Source organism: Pseudomonas sp. Root562, assembly GCF_001427125.1.
Classification (GTDB): Bacteria; Pseudomonadota; Gammaproteobacteria; order Pseudomonadales; family Pseudomonadaceae; genus Aquipseudomonas.
Genome location: NZ_LMGK01000012.1, coordinates 151948 through 177841 on the forward strand (window position 1 = coordinate 151948; position 25894 = coordinate 177841).

Genomic DNA, 25894 nt, shown 5'->3' on the forward strand with positions numbered 1-25894 from the left:
CTAAAAACTGCAAGGTCAATCACGCGCAAAAAAGATTCTACTTCGGCGCCAACTCCCTGAGATGACGTGCGACTGCAATCCATGCACCGATATAACCCAACAGCACCGCGCCAAGCAAGAGAGACAGACCATCGGCCACCGGTACGCCGGCCAGCGCGAAATCGCTGCCATACAAACCGGCCAGCCCGACGACCGCATCGTTCAGCCAGTCCAGACCAAACGCCAACAGCCCCCAGGAAAGCAGCCCTGCACCGAAACCATACAACGCACCCATATAGAGAAAGGGCCTGCGCACATAGCTGTCAGTGCCGCCCACGAGTTTAATCACTTCTATCTCGGTGCGGCGGTTTTCAATATGAAGACGAATGGTATTGCCTATCACCAAAAGTAATGCAGAAACCAGAAGCACGGTCAGACCAAAGACAAAGCGGTCACCGAGCTTGAGGATGGCTGCCAGACGCTCGACCCAGACTAGATCAAGTTGCGCCTGTTGTACCCTGGGCAGTTCGGAAAGTTTTTGTCTTAATGCTTCAAGTGCAGGCTTGTCGACTTCGTTCGGCGTCACCAGGACCACGCCGGGCAGCGGGTTCTCCGGTAACTCCTTGAGCGCATCGCCCAGGCCGGACTGCTGCTGGAACTCTTCCAGAGCCTGATCACGCCCCACGTACTCGGCATCCGCCACACCGGGCATGGCCTTGATCTGCTCACGCAGGGATTCACCTTCAGCCGGGCTGGCTTCGAGTTGCAGGTACAGGGAGATCTGCGCCGCACGCTGCCAGGAACCGCCCAGACGCTCGACGTTACTTAGCAAAAGTGACAGCCCCATGGGTAAGCTCAGGGCAACGGCCATCACCATGCAGGTGAAAAAACTGCCAATCGGCTGCTTGCCCAGGCGGCGCAAGCTGTCCAGCAAGCTGGCACGATGGCTTTCAATCCAGGCGCGAAACAGTGTGGCGAAGTCCGGGCCATCATCGTCATCGCGCTTTTTCTTCTGCGGCTGCGGATCGGCGGCCTTCGGGGCCACGCGCTCGGAAACCTTCGGACTGCGTGTCGCACTCATACGCCGGCCTCCCCGTCGCCAATCAATCGGCCGCGTTGCAACGTCAGCATACGGTGGCGCATGCGCGCGATCAGGGCCAGGTCGTGACTGGCGATCAGCACGCTGGTGCCCAGGCGGTTGATGTCTTCGAACACACCCATGATTTCTGCCGCCAGACGCGGGTCGAGGTTACCGGTCGGTTCGTCCGCCAGCAGCAAGGCCGGGCGATGGACGATGGCGCGGGCGATGCCGACGCGCTGTTGCTGACCGGTGGACAGGTCGCCGGGATACAAATCGGTCTTGTCCGACAGCGCCACACGTTCCAGCGCCGAGTCCACGCGCTTGGCGATTTCCGCCTTGGACAAACCGAGGATCTGCAACGGCAATGCGACGTTATTGAACACCGTGCGATCGAACAGCAACTGATGGTTCTGGAACACCACGCCGATCTGCCGGCGCAGGAATGGGATCTGTGCGTTGCTGATGGTGCTCAGGTCCTGCCCGGCGAGCAGCAGTTTGCCGCTGGTGGGACGCTCCATCGCCAGCAACAGCCGCAACAGCGTACTTTTACCGGCACCGGAATGGCCGGTGACAAACAGAAACTCGCCGCGACGGACTCGAAAGCTCAGCTCATGCAAGCCGATGTGACCATTCGGGTAGCGTTTACCGACCTGTTCGAAACGAATCATGAACGCTCCCGTTCGGCAAAGAGTGCCTGGACAAAGGGTTCAGCTTCAAAAGTGCGCAAATCGTCGATGCCTTCACCGACACCGATGTAGCGGATCGGCAGGCCGAACTGCTTGGCCAGGGCAAAAATCACCCCGCCCTTGGCGGTCCCGTCAAGCTTGGTCAGCGCCAGGCCGGTCAGTTCGACGGTCTGGTTGAATTGCTTGGCCTGATTGATAGCGTTCTGCCCGGTGCCGGCATCGAGTACCAGCAGCACCTCATGTGGCGCGTCGGCGTCGAGCTTGCCGATCACCCGGCGGACCTTTTTCAGCTCTTCCATCAGGTTGTCTTTGGTGTGCAGGCGACCGGCGGTGTCGGCGATCAGAACATCGATGCCACGGGCCTTGGCGGCTTGCACGGCATCGAAGATGACCGAAGCCGAATCCGCGCCGGTGTGCTGGGCAATGACCGGGATTTTGTTGCGCTCACCCCAGACCTGCAATTGCTCCACCGCCGCAGCACGGAAGGTGTCACCGGCGGCGAGCATGACTTTCTTGCCTTCCAGTTGCAGTTTCTTCGCCAGTTTGCCGATGGTCGTGGTTTTGCCGGCACCGTTGACGCCCACCACCAGGATCACGAACGGCTTGTTCTGCGAGGCGATTTTCAGCGGTTGTTCGACCGGCTTGAGCATCGCCGCCAATTCGGCTTGCAAGGATTTGTAGAGGGCGTCGGCATCGGCCAGTTCTTTGCGCGCGACCTTCTGCGTCAGGCGCTGGATGATCACCGAAGTGGCCTCTACCCCAACGTCGGCGGTCAGCAGACGGGTTTCCAGGTCATCGAGCAGTTCGTCATCGATGGCTTTCTTGCCCAGGAACAGGCTGGCCATGCCTTCGCCGATGCTGGCACTGGTCTTGGACAAACCTTGCTTGAGTCGGGCAAAAAAACCGGCTTTGGTTTCTTCGCTGCGTACAGGCTCGACCGGAACTTCAACCGGGGCAACGGCCACCGGCTCGATGACAGGTGCAGGTGCAGGTTCGGGCTCAGGCATCTGGACAACCGGTGCCACCGGTTCCGGGACCGCTTCAACGACCGGTGCGACAACCGGCACTGGCTCGGGGGCAAAGGCACTCGGAGCAGGAATCGGCGGCGTTACATGGGGCGCCAGCTCGTCTTCGACCAACGCCACCGGCTCTTCCGCCACGGGCAAGGTCAGCCAGGGTTCTGCGGCCGGGGTCAGCGGCAGTTCGGCAACGATTTGCGGTTCAGGTTCGACGGTCGGTTGCAGCACCGGCTCGGCGATTGGCAGGACGACCGGCGCTGATGCTTCTTCTATTACCGGCGCAGGTGTGGGTTCAGGGAGTGGTTGTGGCTGTTCGACGACGGATTCCTGCGGTTTTTTGCGCAGCCATCCGAACAGGCTTTTCTTTTCGCCAGCCGTAGCTGGGGTCTTCTTGTCGTCGTTGGAACCAAACATGGAGGACGGCTATCTCACGGTAGCGACGCGCCAACGGGCGCCCCGGCAAATAAATATTCGATGCAGAACAGACTGCGATTGCTACAGCTTGTTCACGCGCAACATTTTGTCGAGGTGCAATCGGGCACCTTGCAAAAAACGACTTCACGAAGGACTGAAGCGTAATAATCGGCGAAAACGCAGAGTTTAGTTGATAAACCATAGCTTTCTGCCGCAAACCCAAACAACCTGATCACACACAAAGGTCTGATAGGCGTGGCCGCCAGTAAAACGGATCAGTATCCTAGCACCCTCTCGCCCGCCGACGCTAAGACCTAGCGGGCAGCCCAACAGGTTTAAACACGAATGAATGCTCTAGCCCGCCGCGCCGCAGGCCTGCTGCTCAGCACAGTTTGTCTGCCCCTCTCGGCCCTGGCTGCCGACCCGCAACCCACCCACGAGTTCACCCTCGACAACGGCTTGAAGGTCGTCGTGCGCGAAGACCATCGTGCGCCGGTGGTGGTTTCCCAAGTCTGGTACAAGGTCGGCTCCAGCTACGAGACACCGGGTCAGACCGGCCTGTCCCATGCCCTGGAGCACATGATGTTCAAGGGTAGCGAGAAAGTCGGCCCTGGCGAAGCGTCGTTGATCCTGCGCGACCTCGGCGCCGAAGAGAACGCCTTCACCAGCGACGATTTCACCGCCTACTACCAGGTGCTGGCCCGCGACCGCCTGGGCGTGGCTTTCGAACTGGAAGCCGACCGGATGGCCAGCTTGCGCCTGCCACCGGACGAGTTCGCCCGCGAGATCGAAGTCATCAAGGAAGAACGCCGCCTGCGTACCGACGACAAACCGATGTCCAAGGCTTACGAACGTTTCAAGGCCATGGCCTACCCGGCCAGCGGCTATCACACGCCGACCATCGGCTGGATGGCAGACCTGGAGCGCATGAAAGTCGAAGAGCTGCGCCACTGGTATGAATCCTGGTACGTGCCGAACAACGCCACGCTGGTGGTGGTTGGCGACGTGACACCCGAAGAAGTCAAAACCCTGGCCCAACGCTATTTCGGCCCGATCGCCAAGCGTGACGTGCCTGCCGCGAAAAAACCGCTGGAACTGGCCGAACCCGGCGAGCGCCAGATCACCTTGCACGTGAAGACCCAATTGCCCAGCCTGATGCTGGCATTCAACGTGCCGAGTATCGCCACCGCCGAAGACAAACGCTCGGTGAACGCCTTGCGCCTGATTTCCGCGCTGCTCGATGGCGGCTACAGCGCACGTATCCCGACCCAACTGGAGCGCGGCGAAGAATTGGTGTCCGGCGGCTCGTCGAGCTACGACGCCTACACCCGCGGCGATAGCCTGTTCACGCTGTCGGCAACGCCCAACAGCCAGAAAAACAAGACCATCGCCCAGGCCGAAGCCGGTTTGTGGAAGCTGCTTGAACAGCTGAAAACCACTGCGCCGACCACTGAAGAACTGGAGCGTGTGCGGGCACAGGTCATCGCCGGCCTGGTTTACGAGCGCGACTCGATCACCAGCCAGGCCACGGCCATTGGCCAACTGGAAACGGTCGGGCTGTCCTGGAAACTGATGGATACCGAGCTCGCCGATCTGGAAAGCGTGACCCCGCAAGATATCCAGAATGCCGCCAAGCTGTATTTCACCCGCGAACGTCTCAGCGTCGCCCATGTTCTGCCAGAGGAGACGACTCATGAGTGAGCGTAAAAAACCGCGCCTGGCCCTGTTCGGCCTGATCGCCGTCGCGCTGATCGGCTCTGCCGCGTTCTATTTTTCGAAAACCGACGAATCCAATGCCAGCGAAGCCCTGGACAAGGCCAAGGCCAGCCAGAAGCTGCAATCGCTGACCGAACTCAACGGCAAGGCACCGAGCCGCCGCAAACTCGACGTGCAGACCTGGAACACCGCCGAAGGCGCCAAGGTGTTGTTCGTCGAAGCCCGTGAGCTGCCGATGTTCGATATGCGCCTGATCTTCGCCGCCGGCAGCAGCCAGGATGGCAGCGCACCCGGCCTGGCCGTGCTGACCAACGCCATGCTCAACGAGGGTGTGGCCGGCAAAGACGTCAGCGCCATCGCCCAGGGTTTCGAGGGTCTGGGAGCCGATTTCGGCAATGGCGCTTACAAAGACATGGCGGTTGCATCGCTGCGCAGCCTCAGTGCAACGGACAAACGTGAACCGGCCTTGCAGCTGTTTGCGCAAGTCGTCGGCAAGCCAACCTTTCCGGCCGACTCATTTACCCGTATCAAGAACCAGTTGCTCGCCGGCTTCGAATACCAGAAACAGAACCCCGGCAAACTGGCCAGCCTGGAGTTGATGAACCGCTTGTACGGCGATCACCCCTATGCGCACGCCAGTGATGGCACGGCAAAGTCCATTCCCGAGGTGACCCTCGCGCAACTGCGCGCTTTCCACGAAAAAGCCTATGCCGCGGGCAACGTAGTCATCGCACTGGTTGGCGATCTGTCCCGCGCCGAAGCCGAGGCCATGGCCGCGCAGGTGTCCAGCGCCCTGCCCAAAGGTCCGGCCCTGCCGAAAATCGCCCAACCGACCGAACCCAAGGCCAGCATCGGCCACATCGAGTTCCCGTCCAAACAGACCAACCTGATGCTTGCGCAACTAGGCATCGATCGTGATGATCCGGACTACGCCGCACTGTCCATGGGCAACCAGATCCTCGGTGGTGGCGGTTTCGGTACTCGACTGATGAGCGAAGTGCGCGAGAAGCGCGGCCTGGCCTATGGCATATATTCGGGCTTCAGCCCGATGCAGGCGCGTGGCCCGTTCATGATCAACGTGCAGACCCGCGCCGAAATGAGCGAAGGCACCCTGAAACTGGTGCAGGACGTCCTCGCGGACTACCTTGCAACCGGCCCGACCGAGAAAGAACTCGACGACGCCAAGCGTGAACTGGCCGGCAGCTTCCCGCTGTCCACCGCCAGCAACGCCGACATCGTCGGTCAACTGGGTGCCATTGGCTTCTATGACTTGCCGCTGAGCCACCTGGAAGACTTCATGCAACAGTCGCAGAACCTGACCGTCGAGCAAGTCAAAGCGGCCATGAACAAACACTTGAGCACGGACAAAATGGTCATCGTCAGCGCTGGCCCGACCGTGCCGCAAAAGCCGCTGCCGGCCCCTACTGATAAACCTGCCGAGCAACCGCTCGGGGTTCCGGAGCATTAATGGCTACTTCCCGTCCCAAAAAACCCGTCCACAACGTGCACAACGGCGTGAACCAGCTGCGCATCATCGGCGGCGAATGGCGCAGCCGTAAACTGAGCTTCCCCGATGCGCCGGGTCTGCGTCCGACGCCGGACCGGGTGCGTGAAACCCTGTTCAACTGGCTCGCACCTTACGTTCCAGGCGCCAAAGTGCTGGACCCGTTCACCGGCAGCGGCGCGCTGTTCCTCGAAGCCCTGTCCCGTGGCGCGGCCATGGGTCAGGCGCTGGACGCCAGCAGCCTCGCGGTGTCGAGCCTCAAGGAACATCTGGGCACATTGCGCTGCACCACCGGCCAGGTTCAGACCGCTGACGCCCTGCGCTACCTGGAAACCCAGACCGCCACCCCCTACGACCTGGTGTTCCTCGACCCGCCGTTCAACCAGAACCTGTTGCCCGCCGTTTGCGCCCTGCTCGAAGAGCGCCAATGGCTGGCCGACGATGCCTGGATATACACCGAAAGCGAGTCAGCGCCGTCAACCCTGGGCCTGCCGCAGAACTGGCGCCTGCACCGGGAGCAGAAATCCGGGCGAGTGTATTACTCGTTGTGGCAGCGCGGCGCCTGACGTTGCGATTGTGAGGAGCACTACATAGTTACCGCCTGACGTCCTTACGGATCATCCACAGTGGTTTGCGCATAACCCTGCAAACCACTGAGGATGAACACGGATGAACATCTCCTGCTGCATTTTTGTACTGCCATTTATCGCCTGGCTGCCGCTCATGGCCAGCGCTGCCACACCCCCTGCGACGCAAGACTTCGTGCTGGATAACGGCCTCAAGGTCGTCGTGCGCGAGGACCATCGCTCCCCAATCGTCACCGCTCAGCTGTGGATCAAGGCCGGTTCAAGCTACGAGCCGCCCGGCCAGTCGGGCCTGTCCCATGCCCTCGAACACATGGTCTACAAAGGCAGCAGCAAGGCCTGCGCTGGAGAATTCGAGGCGATACTGGAAAGTCTGGGCGCCAGCCAAAACGCCTATACAGGCCCTGATTTCACGGTTTTTTACCAGACACTCGCTTCCGGCCGCGTCGGCGTCGCGTTCGAAATTCTCGCCGATCTGATGAGTACGGCCGAGCTGGATCCGCAGGACTTCACACCGGAGCTCAAGGTCATTCAGGAAGAGCGGCGGATGTACGTCGATGATGAAATCACCGTGCTGGCTCAAGAAAGACTGAACAGCATCGCCCACCCGGCCAGCGGCTATCGCACCCCGACGATTGGCTGGATGCATGACCTGCAACGAATGAATACCGCGCAATTGCAGCAGTGGTACAAGGCCTGGTATTCGCCGGGCAATGCAACCCTGGTGGTCGTTGGCGATGTCCAGCCCGAGCAGATCAAGGCCCTTGCACGGCAGTATTTCGGCCACCTTGAGCGAGGCACGACACCGGCGGCCCCTGCCCCCGTCGAACTCACTTCTGCCGGCGAACGATCGCTGACCCTGCATGCACCCGTGGCGTCCCCGCGCTTGATCATGAGTTTCAACGCGCCAAGCCTGGCCACGGCTCTGGATCGTCGGACCGCCCATGCCCTGCGCCTGCTCGATATGTTACTGGCCGGTTCCAATAGCGCACGCATCAAACAGCGACTGCAACTGAGCGAGTCAATATTCACCGAGGTCCTCTCGGAATACGACGCCTTCAATCGCGGCGACTCGTTACTGACGATCAGCATGCAGCTCAATGCGGACAAGCTCAATGATGCTGACGCAGCCCTCACCCGTGTGTGGCAGGTGATCGAATCACTCAAAAGCAAGGCACCGGAACCGGCAGAACTGGAACGCGCGAAAAACCTGCTGATCGCCAACCTGGTTTATGCGCAGGACGACCTGCAGAGACAAGCCCACAACCTGGGTCTTTTGCAGACCATTGGCCTGGACTGGCGGCTTGCCGATCTGGATACGCAAGAGCTGAACAAGGTCACACCGCTGGATATTCAACAGGTGGCACAGACTTATCTGACGCGTGAGCGCCTGAGTACCGCGAAAATCCTGCCGGAGAAGAGCAATGGATAAGTTCAAAGGCTTGATCAATGGATTGATACTGGCAAGCATGCTGCTCAGCGTTCAGGCCAATGCCGCTGCAATCACGGCGCCCCCAAAACCGGTGCTGCAATCGCTCAGCGAAGCACAAGCGCCTGCGTTCCAACGCACGCTATCGATCAAGGGTTACAAGACTTTCAGCGGCACCAAGATCCTGTTCATCCGTACCCCTGGCTTGCCGATGTTCGACACCCTCGTAAGCTTTGCCGCCGGCAGCGCCCACACAGCACATCAACCGGGCCTGGCAGCGTTGACCTTCAGTCTGTTGAATGAAGGTGTGGCGGGCAAGGACGTCAATGCCATACAGGCGACCTTCGATAACCTGGGCGCAAAGATGGATATGGGAATCAGCCAGGATCGGACGTGGTTTTCCCTGCGTAGCTTGAGTGACGAATCACGACGCACACCAGCCCTGGATTTGTTTGCCCAAATCCTCGGCAAGCCGATGCTGCCGGAGGCCTCCATGGCCGCAGTCAAATCACAATTGCAGTACGTTCTGGATCGCGAAGACCAGTCCCACGCCATTCAAGCCCGCCACGCGAACCTCGGCCAGCTGTTTCCCGACCACGGTTATGCTCAGTCGTTCTTCGGAACCCGGGCCAGCCTTGCCTCCATCACTCGCACCCAGGTGGAGGACTTTCATCGCGAGGCCTATGCCGTGGGCAATGCCCAAATCACACTGGTCGGCGACCTCACCGAAGAGGAAGCCCAGCACATTGGTGCGCAGATAGCCGCGGCCTTGCCCAAGGGGCCGGCCATTGCTGCGATTCGACCCGCGACCAGCCCGACCGCTTCAGGTCTGCTGCGCGTTGAGCGGACATCGACTCAGGCTTACTTGCGCCTGGCCCAGCCAAGTGTCCTGCGAAGCAATCCGGATTACGTCGCGCTGCAGACAGCCATGCTGGTTTTCAGCAAACGACTGACCAATGAACTGCGAGAACGCCGAGGCTTGACCTATCACGTTGAGGCCGAACTCTCAGCCCTTCAGGCACAAGGGCTTCTCTCCATCGAAATACAGACCAGACCCGAGCAGGCCGATGCGGTGCTGGCCCACATCGAGACAATGTTCAGCGACTTTCTCAACCACGGGCCGACCCAACGGGAACTTGAAGACAGCCAACAGCAACTGATTGGTAGCGCGCCGTTGAACAGCGCAACCAATGCGCAGATCTTGAGACAGTTGTACGCCATCAGCACACACAATCTGCCGCTGGACCTGGATTTTGACGCGCAAGCGGCTTCGAAGCTGAACCTCACATCAATCAAGAGTGCACTCAACCGGCATTACCACTCTGGACAATGGCAGGCGGTCATCCTGGGGCCAAAGGCCGATCAACAACCGCTGCCCGAGCCGAGCGAAAGCGCAACCAATGCCATGTGTCGCGTGCCTGGTGAGATTGTGGCAAGTTAGACTGCCAGGGTGACGCGGTCGCGGCGCTGTCCCGCCGCGTCTTCCGGCAGACTCATGAACACATCCACCGAGAATGACTGTGCAACCGCACCCCGCACTGGCCTCACCGCCCTCCTTCACCCCCGCCTTCGGCATCGGCAACCCGCACCTGCAAACCTTGTGGGGGCCGCTGTGGCGTAAAACCGTGCACATCGACCGCGACCGCGAACGCCTGTGGCTCGAAGACGGTGATTTTCTCGATCTCGACTGGTACGGCCCGCACAGCGCCGAAGCGCCGTTGGTGCTGGTACTGCACGGGCTGACCGGTTCATCGAATTCGCCCTACGTGGCCGGCATGCAAAAAGCCTTGGCTGATCGGGGCTGGGCCAGCGTCGCGCTGAACTGGCGCGGCTGCTCGGGCGAACCCAATCTATTGCCGCGCAGCTACCATTCCGGCGCCAGCGAAGATCTGGCCGAAACCATCAAACATCTGCGGGCCAAGCGGCCACTCGCGCCGCTCTATGCGGTCGGTTATTCCCTGGGTGGCAATGTCCTGCTCAAGCACCTGGGTGAAACCGGCAGTGACAGCGGCGTACTTGGCGCGGTGGCCGTGTCAGTGCCGTTCCGACTGGACCAGTGCGCCGACCGGATCGGCCAGGGTTTTTCCAAGGTCTACCAGGCGCACTTCATGCGCGAAATGCTGGCCTACATCAAGAACAAGCAGCGCCAGTTCCAGCATGACGGCCGGGAAGACGGCCTGGCGGCACTGGCCGCGCTCGGTTCATTGGAAAACATGCGCACGTTCTGGGATTTCGACGGCCGGGTGACCGCGCCACTGAACGGTTTCGTGGATGCCGAGGATTACTACCGCCGCGCATCGAGTCGCTACTTTCTCGGGGAGATTCGCACACCGACCCTGATTATTCAGGCGGCCGACGATCCCTTCGTCTTCCCCCACAGCCTGCCGCAAACCGATGAGTTATCGGCCTGTACGCAATTCGAACTGCAGGCCAAGGGCGGACACGTCGGGTTCGTCGACGGCTCGGTCAGGCAACCGGGTTACTACCTGGAACGACGCATCCCCCAGTGGCTGGCCAACGCAGGCCGGGCGTAGGCATACGAAGGGGGCTGCGAGCGTATCGATGCTTTGTTCTTCACTCGCCTACTGCGATACCCCGCGCAGGATCATTGATCCACTCGCTCCAAGAACCGGCGTACAAAGCACCCAGCGGATACCCCGCCAGGCACAATGCGAACAGGTTATGGCAAGCCGTCACGCCGGAACCGCAGTACGCCACCAGATCGTTCGGCGAACGGTCTGCAAGTTTTGCGGCGAAGCGCTGCTTGAGCTGATCAGCCGGCAGAAACCGCCCATCCGCGCCGAGGTTGTCGGTAAACGCCGCACATTGTGCACCGGGAATGTGCCCGGCGACCGGATCGATCGGTTCCATTTCACCCTTGAAGCGCGGCAGTGCGCGGGCATCGAGCAAGGTCAATTGCGGTTGCGCGAGACGCTTTTGCAATTGTTCGGCACTGAGCAGCAACGAAGCATCCGGGGCGCCACTGAACGTGCCGCGAGTGATCGAGGACGCATCCAGACTCAGCGGCAAACCCGCCGCGTGCCAAGCCTTTAGCCCGCCATCGAGGATGAACACGCCGTCACGCTTGCCCAGCCAGGCCAGCAACCACCAGGCGCGAGCCGCGAAGGCGCCCGGGCCGTCGTCGTACAAAACCACTTCACTGTCATTGTTGATGCCCCAGGCTTGCAGACGCTCGATCAATTCGACCGGCTCTGGCAGCGGATGACGCCCGGTCACGCCCTTGACCACTTTCCCGCTGAGGTCACGCTCGAGATCAGCAAAGCTCGACCCGTTGATGTGGCCCTCGGCATAGCTGCGCTGCCCGTAATCCGGGTCTTCAAGGGCAAAGCGACAATCGAGAATCACCAACCCCGGCTGGTCCTTTTTCAAGTCCAGCGCTTGTGGGCTGATCAGTTGCGCGATGGGCATAGCGGGCTCCTGTGATTAAACGCAATTCAATCCTGCTGCACGCGCTGGCTCAAACCTCTTCCAGCGCCTGAGCCAACGGCACGTAAAACTCTTCGAACAAGGCGTTGACCGCTTCGCGCGCCTCATCCGTGACGAATCCGGCTTCCAGTACCAGTACCTGATACACGCCGCGCTTGATCGCCTGCTCGCTCAGATGACTGGAATTCTCCCGCGTGGTGCACAGAAAGCGCACCCAGGAAGTGAGGATGATCCAGGCATTGAGGGTCAGGGACTCGATCTGCACACGATCCATCTTCAAGATGCCAGCGGCAACGAAACCTTCGTAGATCGCCATGCCCTGAATCACGCAGCGCTGGGAAAAGCGCCGGTAACGGGCGGCCAGTTCCGGATCGCTGTCGAGCAAATGCTCGAGGTCGCGATGCAAAAACCGGTAACCCCACATCGCCGAGAGCAACTCTTTGAGATAGAAGCGCTTGTCTTCCACCGTCGCGGCGCGGCCCTGTGGCGGGCGCAGAAAGCTGTCCACCAGGGTTTCGTACTCGCTGAACAGCACGGCGATGATCGCCTGCTTGTTCGGGAAGTGGTAGTACAGGTTGCCCGGGGAAATCTCCATGTGGGCAGCAATGTGGTTGGTGCTGATGCTGCGCTCGCCCTGTTGATTGAACAGCTCCAGGCTGTTCTGCACGATGCGCTCGCTGGTTTTGATCCGTGGGGCCATGGCTTGAGCTTTAATTCAGAGTGCGTTGATGGGCATCTTACGACCTATCCGCAAGCGGATGGAACATCACTGCGCGACGAAGGCATTTGACTTTTTAGAGCATAGACTCTAAAAAGTGCCTCATTAGAATAAATCCGGAGCCGACCATGACTGCTGAAATTTCCTACCTGCAAAACCTACAGCAGCCTCTGGACGAGCTTCAGGCGCTGTTCGAAGCACAACGTGCGGCGTATGCCGCCAACCCGATGCCCCCTGCCGCCCAGCGCCAACAGTGGCTCAAGGCATTGCGCGACTTGCTGAACAGCGAGCGTCAGGCCTTGATTGACGCGATCAGTCAGGACTTCAGCCATCGCAGCGCCGATGAGACCCTGCTCGCTGAATTGATGCCCAGCCTGCACGGCATCCATTACGCCAGCCAGCACCTCAAAGGCTGGATGCGTGCGTCGCGGCGCAAGGTCGGCGTTGCCTTTCAACCAGCCTCGGCCAAAGTGGTTTATCAGCCGCTGGGCGTGGTCGGGGTGATCGTGCCGTGGAATTACCCGTTGTACCTGGCGATCGGCCCGATGGTGGGTGCGCTGTCGGCGGGTAACCGGGTGATGCTCAAGCTCAGCGAATCCACCCCGGCCACCGGTTTGCTGATGAAGCAGTTGTTGGCGCGGATCTTCCCCGAAGACCTGGTCTGCGTCGTGCTGGGCGAGGCCGATATCGGCGTGGCGTTTTCCCGCCTGCGTTTCGATCACCTGTTGTTCACTGGCGCCACCAGCATCGGTAAGCACGTGATGCGCGCGGCGGCGGAGAACCTGACACCGGTGACGCTGGAACTGGGTGGCAAGTCTCCGGCCATTGTGTCCCACGATGTGCCGCTCAAGGACGCCGCCGAACGCATCGCGTTCGGCAAGACCCTCAATGCCGGACAGACCTGCGTAGCGCCGGACTACGTGCTGGTGCCGGAGGATCGTGTCGGTGGCTTCGTTGAAGCCTATCGCTCGGCTGTGCGCGGGTTTTATCCGACGCTGACTGACAACCCGGACTACACGGCAATCATCAATGATCGACAACTGGCTCGGCTCAATGGCTACGTCAGCGATGCCACCAGCAAGGGTGCGTTGCTGATTCCTCTGTTCGAGCAAAGCCAGGGCCGTCGCATGGGCCATAGCCTGTTGCTCAACGTCAGCGATGACATGATCGTGATGCAGGACGAAATCTTCGGCCCGCTGCTGCCGATCGTCCCGTATCGGGATCTCGATCAGGCGTTTGCCTACATCAACCAACGCCCTCGCCCGCTGGCGCTGTATTACTTCGGCTACGACAAGCGCGAGCAAAACCGCGTGCTGCACGAGACCCACTCCGGTGGCGTGTGCCTCAACGACACGCTGCTGCATGTGGCTCAGGATGACATGCCTTTCGGCGGCATCGGTGCTTCGGGCATGGGTCACTACCACGGGCACGAAGGCTTCCTCACCTTCAGCAAGGCCAAGGGTGTGCTGATCAAACAGCGCTTCAACGCGGCGAAACTGATCTATCCGCCGTACGGTAAATCCATTCAGAAACTGATCCAGAAGCTGTTTATTCGCTAACGATCGTCACCCTCGGGTAATAACAATAATGAACCCAAGCCTGTCCGATACTCCCGCGCTGTCACGGCGCGGCCTGCTCAAGTTCAGCCTCGGCGCCAGCGCCTTTCTCGCCACCGCCGGATTGGGTGCCAGCCTCACTGGCTGCTCTTCGGGTGCACCGCAAAGCGGTTTCGCGGCGTTACGCAGTGGCGATCTGTTGTTTCTGCGGGCCTTGCTTCCGGTAATGCTCGACGGTGCGGTAACTGCCGAACGCATGCCGGCTGCGGTCGATGGCACTTTGAAAAGTCTGGACTACAACCTCGATCACTTGTCGCCGCAAATGCTCAAGCTGACCCGGCAACTGTTCGATGTGCTGGGCATGGCTGTCACACGCGGTCCGTTGACCGGGATCTGGGGCAGCTGGGAAAACGCCAGCGCCGACGATATCCGGCACTTCCTCGATCGCTGGGAAAACAGCTCGCTGAACTTGCTGCGCATGGGACACAGCTCTTTGCTGCAACTGGTGATGATGGCCTGGTACGGCCGCCAGGAATCGTGGGCGCATTGCGGCTATCCCGGACCGCCGACGGTTTGAAAACCGTATCGAGCCTTTCGCGGGCAAGCCTCGCTCCTGCTGCAGCGAAGGCGTCATCTGCCTCACCAAAATATCCAGAACAATAAGAGAACCCGAAGATGCCCGTACCCGATCCGTTCCGCGAAGGCATGGCCCGTGGCTGGAAAACCCATAACGGTTCGCAACTGAGCCAGGACCTGACCCTCGAAGCGGATGTGGCGATCATCGGCAGCGGTGCCGGTGGCGGCACCACCGCCGAAATCCTCAGCGCAGCCGGCTACAAAGTGCTGCTGATCGAGGAAGGTCCGCTCAAGACCAGCAGCGACTTCAAGCTGCTCGAAGACCAGGCCTACGCCAGTCTCTATCAGGAAGGCATCGGGCGCATGAGCAAGGATGGCGCGATCACCATCCTTCAGGGCCGGGCGGTAGGCGGCACCACGCTGATCAACTGGACTTCCAGTTTTCGCACTCCGCAACCGACCCTGGAGCACTGGGCCAAAGAGCACAACGTCAAGGGTCACAGCCCGGCCGACATGGCGCCGTGGTTCGAAAAAATGGAGCAGCGTCTGGGCGTCGCGCCGTGGATGGTCCCGCCCAATGCCAACAACGACGTGATCCGCAAAGGCTGCGAAAAACTCGGCTACAGCTGGCATGTCATCCCGCGCAACGTGCGCGGCTGCTGGAACCTCGGCTATTGCGGCATGGGCTGCCCGACCAACGCCAAGCAATCGATGATGGTCACGACCATTCCAGCGACCCTGGAAAAGGGCGGCGAGTTGCTTTACCTGGCCCGCGCCGAAAAACTCGTCATCAGCGGCGACAAAGTCACCGGCCTGCATTGCGTGGCGATGGACGAGCGCTGCGTCGAACCCACCGGTCGCAAGATCACGGTCAAGGCGCGGCATTACGTGCTGGCCGGCGGTGGCATCAACTCACCAGGCTTGTTGATGCGTTCCGGAGCGCCTGATCCGCACGAACGCTTGGGCAAACGCACGTTCCTGCATCCGGTGAACATGTCCGCTGCGTTGTTCGACGAGGTCGTCAACCCGTTCTATGGCGCGCCGCAGTCCATTTATTCCGATCATTTCCAATGGCAGAACGGCACTACCGGCCCCATGGCCTACAAACTGGAAGTTCCACCGCTACACCCGGCGCTGGCCGCGACATTACTCGGGGGCTTTGGCGAAGAAAACGCCGGGCACATGACCAACCTGCCGCACACCCACGCCATGCTGGCACTGCTGCGCGACGGTTTTCACCCGGACAGCCAGGGTGGCAACGTCGAATTACGCAGCGACGACACGCCAGTACTCGATTACCAAATCTCGCCTTATACCTGGGACGGGTTGCGCCGGGCATTCCACACGATGGCCGAGATCCAGTTCGCCGGCGGCGCCCGGGCGGTGATGCCGATGCACGCCGACGCGCGCTACGTCAAAACCCTCGCCGAGGCACGGGCACTGATTGACGGTCTAAGCCTGGAGTTGTACCGCACCCGTTTGGGCAGCGCGCACGTGATGGGGGGTTGCGCGATGGGCGAAGATCCGAAGAATGCCGTGACCGACAGCCTCGGCCGGCACCATCAATTGGCCAATCTATCGATTCATGACGGCTCGCTATTCCCTACCAGCATTGGCGCAAACCCGCAGTTGTCGGTCTACGGCCTGACGGCGCAACTGGCGACTTCTCTGGCCGAACGTTTAAAAAATCCGTGAAAAAAGCGATTATTCGCATCGTCTATAGTGCTTTCTTACCCAACAGGCGACTTGGCCGACCGGGAAGGCTGCGATACCATCCGACTCCCCAACGCACTCCCGCCAGGACGACGCGATGAACCGAGTGTTGTACCCAGGTACCTTCGACCCTATTACCAAGGGCCATGGCGATCTGGTCGAACGCGCCTCGCGCCTGTTCGATCACGTGATCATTGCTGTCGCCGCCAGCCCGAAGAAAAACCCGCTGTTTCCCCTGGAACAGCGCGTGGAGCTGGCCCGCGAGGTCACCAAGCATTTGCCGAACGTTGAAGTCGTCGGCTTCTCGACCCTGTTGGCGCATTTCGCCAAAGAGCAGAACGCCAATGTGTTCCTGCGTGGTTTGCGCGCGGTGTCGGACTTCGAATACGAGTTCCAGCTGGCCAACATGAACCGCCAGTTGGCCCCGGATGTGGAAAGCCTGTTTCTTACCCCGTCCGAGCGCTATTCGTTCATTTCCTCGACACTGGTCCGTGAAATTGCTGCCTTGGGCGGCGATATCACCAAATTCGTCCACCCGGCTGTGGCGGATGCACTGACCGAGCGCTTCAAGAAGTAGGAGCTGCCGCGGGCTGCGATCTTTTGCACTTGATCGCGCTTGCGTGCACTGCGCACGCCAATGCGGCACAATTACGCGCATTGATTTATTGCGCCCGGGCTTGCCGCCCCGGCTGGAGTTAGCATGTCCCTGATCATCACCGACGATTGCATCAATTGCGACGTCTGCGAACCCGAGTGTCCGAACGCCGCCATTTCCCAGGGCGAAGAGATCTACGTGATCGACCCGAACCTGTGCACCCAGTGTGTCGGCCACTACGACGAACCACAGTGCCAGCAGGTTTGCCCGGTGGATTGCATCCCGCTGGACGAAGCGCATCCGGAGACTGAAGAGCAGTTGATGGAGAAGTACCGCAAGATTACCGGCAAGGCTTGAGACATTTGGCGTCTTTCAGGACGCCTTCGCGGGCAAGCCTCGCTCCTACAGTCGTGTGATCGTTGTAGGAGCGAGGCTTGCCCGCGAAGCTTTTCAGGGCCTCACTCCTGCCGCTCAAACCCTTCCCCGATACACCCCAGGCACCGCACGAACGCCGCTTTCGCCGGGTCCACCACCAACGCCTGCCCCGCATCGCCTACTCCGCCGCCCAATGCGGTAAACGGTAGCGACACCACAAACACGCCGGCGCCGATCACAGTGGCGGCGACCAGCAAAGGCCGGGCAATCAACAGGTCGCCAATCATCGCGTATGCCGGTGGGTTCTGGATGGTGTAGAGCGGATCCCCGCTGCCGCTGCTGGCACCGGCTGATGCAACGAAGCTCAGCATCGACGCGACGGCAAGGGTTCGAAACAGGTTCATGACTCGGTCCTTCGGCTAGACAGTCGGAATACTGACTATAGACCGTAAGGCACTCAGCTCTGGCAGCGTGGGCAAAAGACGCTGGCGCGCTGCCCGAGCTTAACTTCTCGCAACGGCGTGCCACAAACCTTGCAGGGCTCGGTACCACGGCCGTACACAAACAACTCCTGCTGGAAGTATCCCGGCTGACCATCGCCGCCAATGAAGTCTCGCAGCGTAGTGCCCCCGCGTTCGATGGCGGCGGCAAGGATGCGTTTGATCTCGATGGCCAGCTTCAGATAACGCGCCCGGGAAATGCCTTTGGCCTCTCGACGTGGGTCGATCCCGGCGGCGAACAAGGCTTCGGTCGCATAGATGTTGCCGACACCGACCACCACCGCGTTGTCCATGATGAACGGCTTGACCGCCATCGAACGGCCACGGGACAGCTGGAACAAACGCTCACCGTCGAACAGGTCGGTCAACGGCTCCGGCCCGAGGCGAATCAACAGTTCATGGTTAAGCGGGTCGAGGCTCCAGAGCATCGCGCCAAACCGACGCGGGTCGGTGTAGCGCAGGGCCAGGCCCGACTCCAGTTCGATATCCACGTGCTCATGCTTGGCCGCCGGCAGGCCGACTTCCACCAGACGCAAATTGCCGGACATGCCCAAGTGGCTGATCAAGGTTCCGACCTCGGCATTGATCAGCAGGTACTTGGCGCGCCGCTCCACCAGCACGATCCGCTGGCCGGACAAGCGCACGTCGAGGTCCTCGGGAATCGGCCAGCGCAGGCGCCGGTCACGCACGATCACCCGGCTGACGCGCTGGCCTTCCAGGTGCGGCGCAATGCCACGGCGGGTGGTTTCGACTTCTGGCAGTTCAGGCATGGTGCTCTCTTGGAGGAAGAAAACCCGACAATCAGCGGTGCGCGCCGAGGTCGCGAATCGTCTGCTTGAGGGTCTCGAAGTCGTAGTCCGAGAGACCGACATAATCGAGCACCAACGCCGCGATGCTGTCCCACTCGTGATCTTCGGTCTGGTTGCCCAGCACGCGATAGGAAGCGCAAATATGCTCGGCCATCTTCAGGATCGCCAGCAGGTTCTTCAGCGAACTGTTGCGCGACGATTCATCGCTGAAGATCGCCAAGGCATTGTGATGATTGGCGATGGCCGTGCTCACGTGTTCCGGCAGGCGCCAGGACTTGGCCGTGTAATAACCCACCACGGCATGGTTGGTGTTGAATTCCCGGTTCTCGGTGTCCACGACGCGGCACTCGGCCCCGGCACTGGCATAGGCCTGCTCCAGAACGCCCATGTAGTCGGGGAAACGCTGGAGCATCAGCGGCACGCCACAGTCATGGAACAAGCCCAGGGCGTAGGCTTCATCGCCGTTCTGGATACCGATGCGCTTGGCCAGGGTCAGGCAGGTCATCGCCACGTCCTGGGCGGTGTCCCAGAAGCGGTTCAAGGTGACGATGGTATCGTCGTTCATCTCGCCCTTGATCGACTGTGCGTTGATCAGGTTGATGATCGAGCGGCTGCCCAGCAAATTCACCGCCCGCTGGATCGAGGCAATCTTGTTGCTCAGACCGTAATACGGTGAATTGACGATCTTCAACAGCGATCCAGAGAGGCCAGGGTCCTGGGAGATCAGCTTCGCGATCACCTCCAGATCCGGGTCGGGCATGTACTGCTCCATCTGCAGATCAACCATGATCTGCGGTTGAGCCGGCACACTGATGCCTTGCAGGGACTGCTGGATTTGTTCGGGAGTCAGCTCTTGGGACATAAGTACACACTCTGGGTGAGGCGCCGATTCTAGCTTCTAAAAGTTGGATCCGACACCTTGGGCGGTCCGATCACTGAAGTTTCATCCAATCGCTGGCGGATCACCGCATGTCCATCCGTCGCGCCGTGGCCCTGCGCAACACGCTATACTCCCGCTCTTTTTTCCGGAGCGACGACATGTCCCTGCCTAGCCTGCGCCTCAAAGCCAATGCCGACCGTCGTCTGCGCAACGGTCATTTGTGGGTCTACAGCAACGAAATCGATGTAGCCGCCACGCCTTTGCACGGTTTCAAGGCCGGCGACCAGGCGATCCTCGAAGCCGCCGGCGGCAAGCCGTTGGGCATTGTTGCCATGAGCCCGAACAACCTGATCTGCGCCCGCCTGCTGTCGCGCGACATCAAGTTGCCGCTGGACAAATCGCTGCTGGTGCATCGCCTGAACGTGGCCTTGTCGCTGCGTGACCGCTTGTTCGACAAGCCATTCTATCGCCTGGTCTACGGTGATTCCGATCTGCTGCCGGGCCTGGTGGTTGACCGTTTCGGTGACATCCTGGTGGTGCAGATCGCTTCGGCGACCATGGAAGCCCACAAAGACGACGTGATCGCGGCGCTGACCCAAGTGCTCAAGCCAAGCGGCATTCTGTTCAAGAACGACTCCGCTGCCCGTGACGCCGAAGGCCTCAACCGCTACGTCGAAACCGTCTTCGGCCTGGTGCCGGAGTGGGTCGCGCTGGAAGAGAATGGCGTGAAATTCGAAGCTCCGGTCATCCAGGGTCAGAAAACCGGCTGGTTCTACGACCACCGCATGAACCGCGCGCGCCTGGCGCCATACGCCAAAGGCAAACGCGTGCTTGACCTCTACAGCTATATCGGCGGTTGGGGCGTGCAAGCCGCGGCATTCGGTGCCAGTGAAGTGTTCTGCGTCGACGCCTCGGCCTTCGCCCTCGATGGCGTCGAGCGCAACGCCGCATTGAACGGTTTCGCCGAGAAAATGACCTGCATCGAAGGCGACGTGTTTGAAGCGCTCAAAGAGCTGAAAGCCAGCGAGGAACGCTTCGACGTGATCGTCGCCGACCCGCCGGCGTTCATCAAACGCAAGAAAGACATGAAAAACGGCGAAGGCGCCTACCGCCGCCTGAACGAGCAAGCCATGCGCCTGCTCAGCAAGGACGGCATCCTGGTCAGCGCATCCTGCTCGATGCACCTGCCGGAAGACGACCTGCAGAACATTCTCTTGACCAGCGCCCGTCACCTGGACCGCAACATCCAGATGCTCGAACGCGGCGGCCAGGGCCCGGATCATCCGGTTCACCCAGCCATCGCTGAAACCCGCTACATCAAGAGCATTACCTGCCGGTTGCTGCCGAATAGCTGAGTAATCCCCTGTAGGAGCGAGCCTGCTCGCGATGGTCGTCAACGATAACGCGGGGAGCCTGATACCCCGCGACGTTCCCGGATTCATCGCGAGCAAGTTCGCTCCTACAGATGATTCAGAAATCGCCCACGTTCCCCTGCATTGACTTGCTTCTTCATCAAATCAATCCTCGTCTACCCCTCACGGAACGAGCGCACTGATTGATGAACCTCGCCACAAACACCCGTGAAAAACCGCTGATCATCTTGTTGCTGATGACCATGATGCTGTTGAGCGTGTTCCCATTGGACGTGGTCCTCCCCTCCTTTCCAGATCTCTCGGGATACTTCCGGATTTCACCACCTGACGCGGCCCTGTCCGTCAGCGTGTTCGCCGTCAGCCTGGCACTCTCCATCCTGCTGGTTGGTCCACTCTCGGACATGTGGGGCCGCAAGAAGCTGTTGTTGGCCGGTATTGCTCTGGCAACAATTGGAGCGGCTGGGTGCGCAGTTTCCAGCGAGTACCAGTGGTTTCTGGGTTTCCGGGTGATCCAGGCGATCGGTTGCGGATCCTTTTCGCTGGCCCAGTCGCTGGTACAGGACTTGTTTGTAGGCCGTGAACGGGAGCGACTCCGGATATGGATGGTGACTGCGGGCGGTGTTTTCATTTCCATATCGCCGCTGCTGGGGACCTGGCTGCAATTGGAGTTTGGCTGGCAGGGCAGCTTTTGGGTGTTTATTACACTGGCAACGCTTGTCTGGTTAAGCGCTTGCCGGCTGCTCAAGAAAGCACCACCGATACGTACGCCAGCGCATGGCGGAGTTCTCAGTGCTTATTGGCGAGTCTGTTCGGATGCAAGGTTCATGGGTTACTGGCTGATTTCGGCCCTGGCCTTCGCCTGCCATTTTTCGTTCATCGTCAATTCACCCATCATTTTCATGGAGCAACTGGCACTCTCACCCTATGAATTTGCCTGGACGTTGCTGTTGTATGGTGTCGCTTATGTTTTCGGCGGCGTGGTCGCCAGCGTCCTGCATCGATACCTGCACGCTAACACCCAGATCAATATTGGCCTGGGGCTGATCGCAACTTCAGGCCTGCTGATGCTGTGGCTGACTCGGCAATTTGGTCTCTCTGCCACCACAGTGCTGTTATCCATGCTTATTTGTACGATTGGCACAACCATAACCAGACCTGTCGTCAACTCCAAGGCAATGAACATCCACCCGCAATACGCCGGCACCTCGACCTCGGTCGGCGGTGTGCTGATGTTCCTCAGCGGCGGCGTGGTCAGCGCATTGATCAGCGTGGTACCCGAGGGTCTGATCAGCACCCTGGCCCTTTGGTTTTTGGCATTAAGCCTCGCAGGCCTTGGACTCAATGCGTTGATCTTTCAACGTGATAAACAGACGCTCAATGTCGGCTGACACCTGCCAGTCGTCATTCCACAGGCCTGGTCAACACGGGATCAACGCTTCCCGGCATTCCCTCCAGCCGCCAGCCGTGTAGAATCGCGACATTCATCGCCAGTCATCCCCGGCGGGTTTATGAGCTCAAGCTGAAGCGCGCGGCGATCCCGCAAAGTTATCGGCAACTTCCGGACACACGGCCATTTCTGAGTGTTCCAGACGTCACTAGAAGCTCACTTCCCTTTTGATACCTGATTAGCCGCCCGGAGTGCTTCATGCCTGATTACCGCTCGAAAACATCCACCCACGGCCGCAACATGGCCGGTGCCCGCGCTCTGTGGCGCGCCACGGGGATGAAAGATGACGACTTCAAGAAGCCGATCATCGCCATTGCCAACTCGTTCACCCAGTTCGTACCGGGCCACGTGCACCTGAAAGATCTGGGTCAATTGGTCGCCCGCGAAATCGAACGTGCTGGCGGCGTGGCAAAAGAATTCAACACCATCGCGGTCGACGACGGCATCGCCATGGGCCACGACGGCATGCTGTATTCGCTGCCGAGCCGCGAGATCATCGCCGACTCCGTCGAGTACATGGTCAACGCCCACTGTGCCGACGCCATCGTTTGCATCTCGAACTGCGACAAGATCACCCCTGGCATGCTGATGGCGTCCCTGCGCCTGAACATTCCGGTGATCTTCGTTTCCGGCGGCCCGATGGAAGCCGGCAAGACCAAACTCGCCTCCCACGGCCTCGACCTGGTCGATGCCATGGTGATCGCCGCCGACTCCAGCGCTTCTGACGAGAAAGTCGCCGAGTACGAGCGCAGCGCCTGCCCGACCTGCGGTTCGTGCTCCGGCATGTTCACCGCCAACTCGATGAACTGCCTGGTCGAAGCCCTGGGCCTGGCATTGCCGGGCAACGGTTCGACCCTGGCCACCCACAGCGACCGCGAGCAGTTGTTCCTGCAAGCTGGCCGCACCATCGTCGAGCTGTGCAAGCGTTATTACGGCGAGAACGACGAGTCTGTGCTGCCGCGCAACATCGCCAACTTCCAGGCGTTCGAGAACGCCATGACCCTGGACATCGCCATGGGCGGTTCCACCAACACCATCCTGCACTTGCTGGCCGCGGCGCAGGAGGCCGAGATCGATTTCGACCTGCGCGACATCGACCGTCTTTCCCGTCACGTGCCGCAGCTGTGCAAGGTTGCGCCGAACATCCAGAAGTACCACATGGAAGATGTGCACCGTGCCGGCGGGATCTTCAGCATCCTCGGTTCGCTGGCCCGTGGCGGCTTGCTGCACACTCAGCTGCCGACCGTGCACAGCCGCAGCATGGAAGAGGCCATCGCCAAGTGGGACATCACCCAGACCAACGACGAAGCCGTGCACCACTTCTTCAAGGCCGGTCCGGCGGGCATCCCGACGCAAACCGCGTTCAGCCAGTCGACCCGTTGGGAAACCCTGGACGACGACCGTGAAAACGGCTGCATCCGCAGTGTCGAGCACGCGTATTCGAAAGAAGGCGGCCTGGCCGTGCTGTACGGCAACATCGCGCTGGATGGCTGCGTGGTGAAAACCGCTGGCGTCGACGAGTCGATCCACGTGTTCGAAGGCAACGCCAAGATCTTTGAAAGCCAGGACAGCGCCGTGCGCGGCATCCTCGCCGACGAAGTGAAGGAAGGCGACATCGTCATCATTCGCTACGAAGGCCCGAAAGGCGGCCCGGGCATGCAGGAAATGCTCTACCCGACGTCGTACCTGAAATCCAAAGGCCTGGGCAAAGCCTGCGCCCTGCTCACCGACGGCCGTTTCTCCGGCGGTACGTCCGGCCTGTCCATCGGCCACGCTTCGCCTGAAGCGGCTGCCGGCGGCGCCATCGGCCTGGTGCAGGATGGCGACAAGGTGCTGATCGACATTCCAAACCGCTCGATCAACCTGTTGGTCAGCGACGAAGAACTGGCTGCGCGCCGGGTCGAGCAGGACAAGAAAGGCTGGAAACCAGTGGAAAAACGTCCACGCAAGGTGACCACCGCACTGAAAGCCTACGCCCTGCTGGCCACCAGCGCCGACAAGGGTGCAGTGCGCAACAAGGCAATGCTCGACGGGCTGTAAGGCTTAACCGTCGAACATGAAAATGCCCCGCCACAGTGCGGGGCATTTTTTTGACCACAATTGATCGTTCCCACGCTCCCGCGTGGGACTGTCTAAAAGGACGCTCCGCGTCCCGACGCGGAGCGTCACTGGCTGCATTCCCACGCAGAGCGTGGGAACGATCAACACTGTACCCGTGGCGAGGGAGCTCGTCGGATCGCCGCACCGTCCTGCTGGCCTGCGCAGCAGCCCTTTTTAGGGCCGCTTCGCGCCCCAGCGGGAGCAAGCTCCCTCGCCACAGGATGCTAACGTTCTCTCATCACAGGTAAGCCAAACGGTCTTACTGAATCTCTTGCGGGGTGACGATCACCCAGTTCTTGTCCGCCGTCACCGGCAACCCTTCCTTGGCCTGGGCCGCAGCGTTTTTGGCCATCATGCCCTGGATCTGGGTCATGTATTTGTCTTTGCGGTTGACCCACAAATGTATCCCGCCCTTGGCCACATCGACGCTGTGGAACAGCATGAAACCATCGCTGGTCGGTGTATCGCCGCCCACCAGCACCGGTTTTTTCCATTCATCGATATAGGTCAGTATTGCCGCCTGCTTACCCGCCATCCAGGTCGCCGGGGTCCACAGGTACGGAGTCAGTTCGAGACCAAGATTCGCCTTTTCATCATATTTGCCGGCGGTGATCTGTTTGCGAGCAGTGGTCAGTTCGCCGGTCTTGGGATCCTTGAGCAGCAGCGACACACCGATCACGTTTTGCGGTTTGACGTTGTAGCCATATTTCGGATCGGCCGCGACCATGCGCACCAATTCTTCGGAGGCGGCGGTCATCACGTAGACCTCGATGCCGTTCTCCATCAGCTTGTTGTACAGCTCTTGCTGGCCAGTGAAAATTTTCGGCGGATTGACGTCGAGTTTCTTGACCACATCGCCTTCGTAATACGTCGCCGGTACCGGTTTGCCGGACGCCATCATTTCGTCGACGTAGCCCTTGAGCTCCTCAAGCGTGAAACCCGAGAACACCTGGGCGACCCATGGATAACAAACCATGTCGTCGAGTTCGCAGAGGCGGTAGTAGTAGCTGAACAGGCTTTCCTGGTGGTCAGCGGTGTCCTTGAACGGCATCAGTTTCAGGGAGGGATCGAGTTTGTCGCGGGTAATCAAGCCCTTGTTCTCCATGAACGGCAGCAACGACTCTTCGAGGTCGTAGCGGTAACTGGTGTTGTCCATGTCGAACACCGCGTAGTTACCCTTGTTGGCGTTGGCCGCAATCATGGCGTCCAGTGCCTTGGCCTGATCGGCGGGCCAGTGCTTCAGATCCGTCGCAAATACCTGGCCGGCAAGACCTGCACACAGTGCGGCTGCCAGAAATTTCGATGCAAACTTCATTGGCGTCACTCCCTGAATGAAAGACATCGACGCTAACAAATAAGTGTGACGGTCCTCGTCTGCCAGCGACCGCTAGCG

General features: G+C 60.2%; 23 protein-coding genes. 14 read left to right on the forward strand and 9 right to left on the reverse strand.

Features of this window, described 5'->3' with window-relative positions; translation table 11 throughout:
* Window positions 1–37 precede the first annotated feature (37 nt).
* The 3 genes from ftsX to ftsY are packed head-to-tail and all read right to left on the reverse strand — an operon-like array spanning window position 38 to window position 3179.
* Window positions 38–1060, reverse strand: coding sequence for a permease-like cell division protein FtsX (gene ftsX, locus ASD60_RS10795; protein WP_056853992.1), 1023 nt, complete (start codon window positions 1058–1060; stop codon window positions 38–40).
* Window positions 1057–1728: a cell division ATP-binding protein FtsE gene (gene ftsE, locus ASD60_RS10800; RefSeq protein ID WP_038575060.1), complete on the reverse strand. Its 672-nt coding sequence runs from the start codon at window positions 1726–1728 to the stop codon at window positions 1057–1059. Before ftsE ends, ftsX begins: the two co-directional genes overlap by 4 nt.
* Window positions 1725–3179 (reverse strand): signal recognition particle-docking protein FtsY, encoded by a 1455-nt coding sequence (gene ftsY, locus ASD60_RS10805; RefSeq protein WP_056853993.1) that lies wholly within the window; start codon window positions 3177–3179, stop codon window positions 1725–1727. The genes ftsE and ftsY overlap by 4 nt, the downstream gene beginning before the upstream one ends.
* Window positions 3180–3524: 345 nt before the next feature.
* On the opposite strand from ftsY, the gene ASD60_RS10810 reads away from it, so the two are divergent.
* The 6 genes from ASD60_RS10810 to ASD60_RS10835 all read left to right on the forward strand — a co-directional run bounded on the left by ASD60_RS10810 (window position 3525) and on the right by ASD60_RS10835 (window position 10946).
* On the forward strand, window positions 3525–4880 hold the full coding sequence (locus ASD60_RS10810) for a M16 family metallopeptidase (RefSeq protein WP_056853994.1): 1356 nt from the start codon (window positions 3525–3527) through the stop codon (window positions 4878–4880).
* Complete coding sequence (locus ASD60_RS10815; protein WP_056853995.1) at window positions 4873–6363, forward strand: M16 family metallopeptidase; 1491 nt, start codon at window positions 4873–4875, stop codon at window positions 6361–6363. The genes ASD60_RS10810 and ASD60_RS10815 overlap by 8 nt, the downstream gene beginning before the upstream one ends.
* Complete coding sequence (gene rsmD, locus ASD60_RS10820; protein ID WP_056853996.1) at window positions 6363–6965, forward strand: 16S rRNA (guanine(966)-N(2))-methyltransferase RsmD; 603 nt, start codon at window positions 6363–6365, stop codon at window positions 6963–6965. The genes ASD60_RS10815 and rsmD overlap by 1 nt, the downstream gene beginning before the upstream one ends.
* A 103-nt stretch (window positions 6966–7068) precedes the next feature.
* Window positions 7069–8415: a M16 family metallopeptidase gene (locus ASD60_RS10825; protein WP_056853997.1), complete on the forward strand. Its 1347-nt coding sequence runs from the start codon at window positions 7069–7071 to the stop codon at window positions 8413–8415.
* On the forward strand, window positions 8408–9853 hold the full coding sequence (locus ASD60_RS10830) for a M16 family metallopeptidase (protein WP_056853998.1): 1446 nt from the start codon (window positions 8408–8410) through the stop codon (window positions 9851–9853). The genes ASD60_RS10825 and ASD60_RS10830 overlap by 8 nt, the downstream gene beginning before the upstream one ends.
* 73 nt (window positions 9854–9926) lie before the next feature.
* Window positions 9927–10946: a hydrolase gene (locus tag ASD60_RS10835; RefSeq protein ID WP_056853999.1), complete on the forward strand. Its 1020-nt coding sequence runs from the start codon at window positions 9927–9929 to the stop codon at window positions 10944–10946.
* Between the two features lie 40 nt (window positions 10947–10986).
* On the opposite strand, the gene ASD60_RS10840 is transcribed toward ASD60_RS10835, so the two are convergent.
* Window positions 10987–11841 carry a sulfurtransferase gene (locus ASD60_RS10840; protein ID WP_056854000.1) on the reverse strand — a complete coding sequence of 285 codons (855 nt, stop codon included), beginning with the start codon at window positions 11839–11841 and terminating at the stop codon, window positions 10987–10989.
* A gap of 49 nt (window positions 11842–11890) precedes the next feature.
* A complete protein-coding gene (locus tag ASD60_RS10845; protein WP_056854001.1) occupies window positions 11891–12559 on the reverse strand; it encodes a TetR/AcrR family transcriptional regulator in 669 nt (222 codons plus the stop codon).
* Window positions 12560–12705: 146 nt separating this feature from the next.
* On the opposite strand from ASD60_RS10845, the gene ASD60_RS10850 reads away from it, so the two are divergent.
* The 5 genes from ASD60_RS10850 to ASD60_RS10870 all read left to right on the forward strand — a co-directional run bounded on the left by ASD60_RS10850 (window position 12706) and on the right by ASD60_RS10870 (window position 17374).
* Window positions 12706–14136: a coniferyl aldehyde dehydrogenase gene (locus ASD60_RS10850; protein WP_056854002.1), complete on the forward strand. Its 1431-nt coding sequence runs from the start codon at window positions 12706–12708 to the stop codon at window positions 14134–14136.
* 28 nt (window positions 14137–14164) lie between these two features.
* Complete coding sequence (locus ASD60_RS10855) at window positions 14165–14710, forward strand: hypothetical protein (protein ID WP_056854003.1); 546 nt, start codon at window positions 14165–14167, stop codon at window positions 14708–14710.
* A 98-nt stretch (window positions 14711–14808) separates the two neighbouring features.
* Complete coding sequence (locus ASD60_RS10860; protein ID WP_056854004.1) at window positions 14809–16404, forward strand: GMC family oxidoreductase; 1596 nt, start codon at window positions 14809–14811, stop codon at window positions 16402–16404.
* A 115-nt stretch (window positions 16405–16519) separates the two neighbouring features.
* On the forward strand, window positions 16520–16999 hold the full coding sequence (coaD, locus tag ASD60_RS10865; protein ID WP_007975368.1) for a pantetheine-phosphate adenylyltransferase: 480 nt from the start codon (window positions 16520–16522) through the stop codon (window positions 16997–16999).
* 123 nt (window positions 17000–17122) lie between these two features.
* Complete coding sequence (locus ASD60_RS10870; RefSeq protein WP_003195146.1) at window positions 17123–17374, forward strand: YfhL family 4Fe-4S dicluster ferredoxin; 252 nt, start codon at window positions 17123–17125, stop codon at window positions 17372–17374.
* Window positions 17375–17475: 101 nt separating this feature from the next.
* Here ASD60_RS10870 and ASD60_RS10875 read toward each other — a convergent pair whose 3' ends face one another.
* Genes ASD60_RS10875 through ASD60_RS10885 form a run of 3 tightly spaced genes read right to left on the reverse strand, consistent with a single transcriptional unit; the run spans window position 17476 to window position 19509 of the window.
* Window positions 17476–17796 (reverse strand): hypothetical protein, encoded by a 321-nt coding sequence (locus ASD60_RS10875; RefSeq protein ID WP_056854005.1) that lies wholly within the window; start codon window positions 17794–17796, stop codon window positions 17476–17478.
* Window positions 17797–17849: 53 nt separating this feature from the next.
* Window positions 17850–18662, reverse strand: coding sequence for a bifunctional DNA-formamidopyrimidine glycosylase/DNA-(apurinic or apyrimidinic site) lyase (gene mutM, locus ASD60_RS10880; RefSeq protein WP_056854006.1), 813 nt, complete (start codon window positions 18660–18662; stop codon window positions 17850–17852).
* 31 nt (window positions 18663–18693) lie between these two features.
* Window positions 18694–19509, reverse strand: a complete 816-nt coding sequence (locus ASD60_RS10885) for an HDOD domain-containing protein (RefSeq protein ID WP_162250575.1) — start codon at window positions 19507–19509, stop codon at window positions 18694–18696.
* A 230-nt stretch (window positions 19510–19739) separates the two neighbouring features.
* On the opposite strand from ASD60_RS10885, the gene ASD60_RS10890 reads away from it, so the two are divergent.
* The 3 genes from ASD60_RS10890 to ilvD all read left to right on the forward strand — a co-directional run bounded on the left by ASD60_RS10890 (window position 19740) and on the right by ilvD (window position 24441).
* A complete protein-coding gene (locus tag ASD60_RS10890) occupies window positions 19740–20936 on the forward strand; it encodes a class I SAM-dependent rRNA methyltransferase (protein WP_017341306.1) in 1197 nt (398 codons plus the stop codon).
* 203 nt (window positions 20937–21139) lie between these two features.
* Window positions 21140–22342 carry an MFS transporter gene (locus ASD60_RS10895; protein WP_056854008.1) on the forward strand — a complete coding sequence of 401 codons (1203 nt, stop codon included), beginning with the start codon at window positions 21140–21142 and terminating at the stop codon, window positions 22340–22342.
* 257 nt (window positions 22343–22599) lie between these two features.
* Entirely contained in the window at window positions 22600–24441 is a 1842-nt protein-coding gene (gene ilvD / locus ASD60_RS10900; protein WP_056854009.1) for a dihydroxy-acid dehydratase, read from the forward strand.
* Window positions 24442–24760: 319 nt separating this feature from the next.
* Here ilvD and ASD60_RS10905 read toward each other — a convergent pair whose 3' ends face one another.
* Window positions 24761–25816, reverse strand: coding sequence for a phosphorylcholine phosphatase (locus tag ASD60_RS10905; RefSeq protein ID WP_056854010.1), 1056 nt, complete (start codon window positions 25814–25816; stop codon window positions 24761–24763).
* Between the last annotated feature and the right edge of the window lie 78 nt (window positions 25817–25894).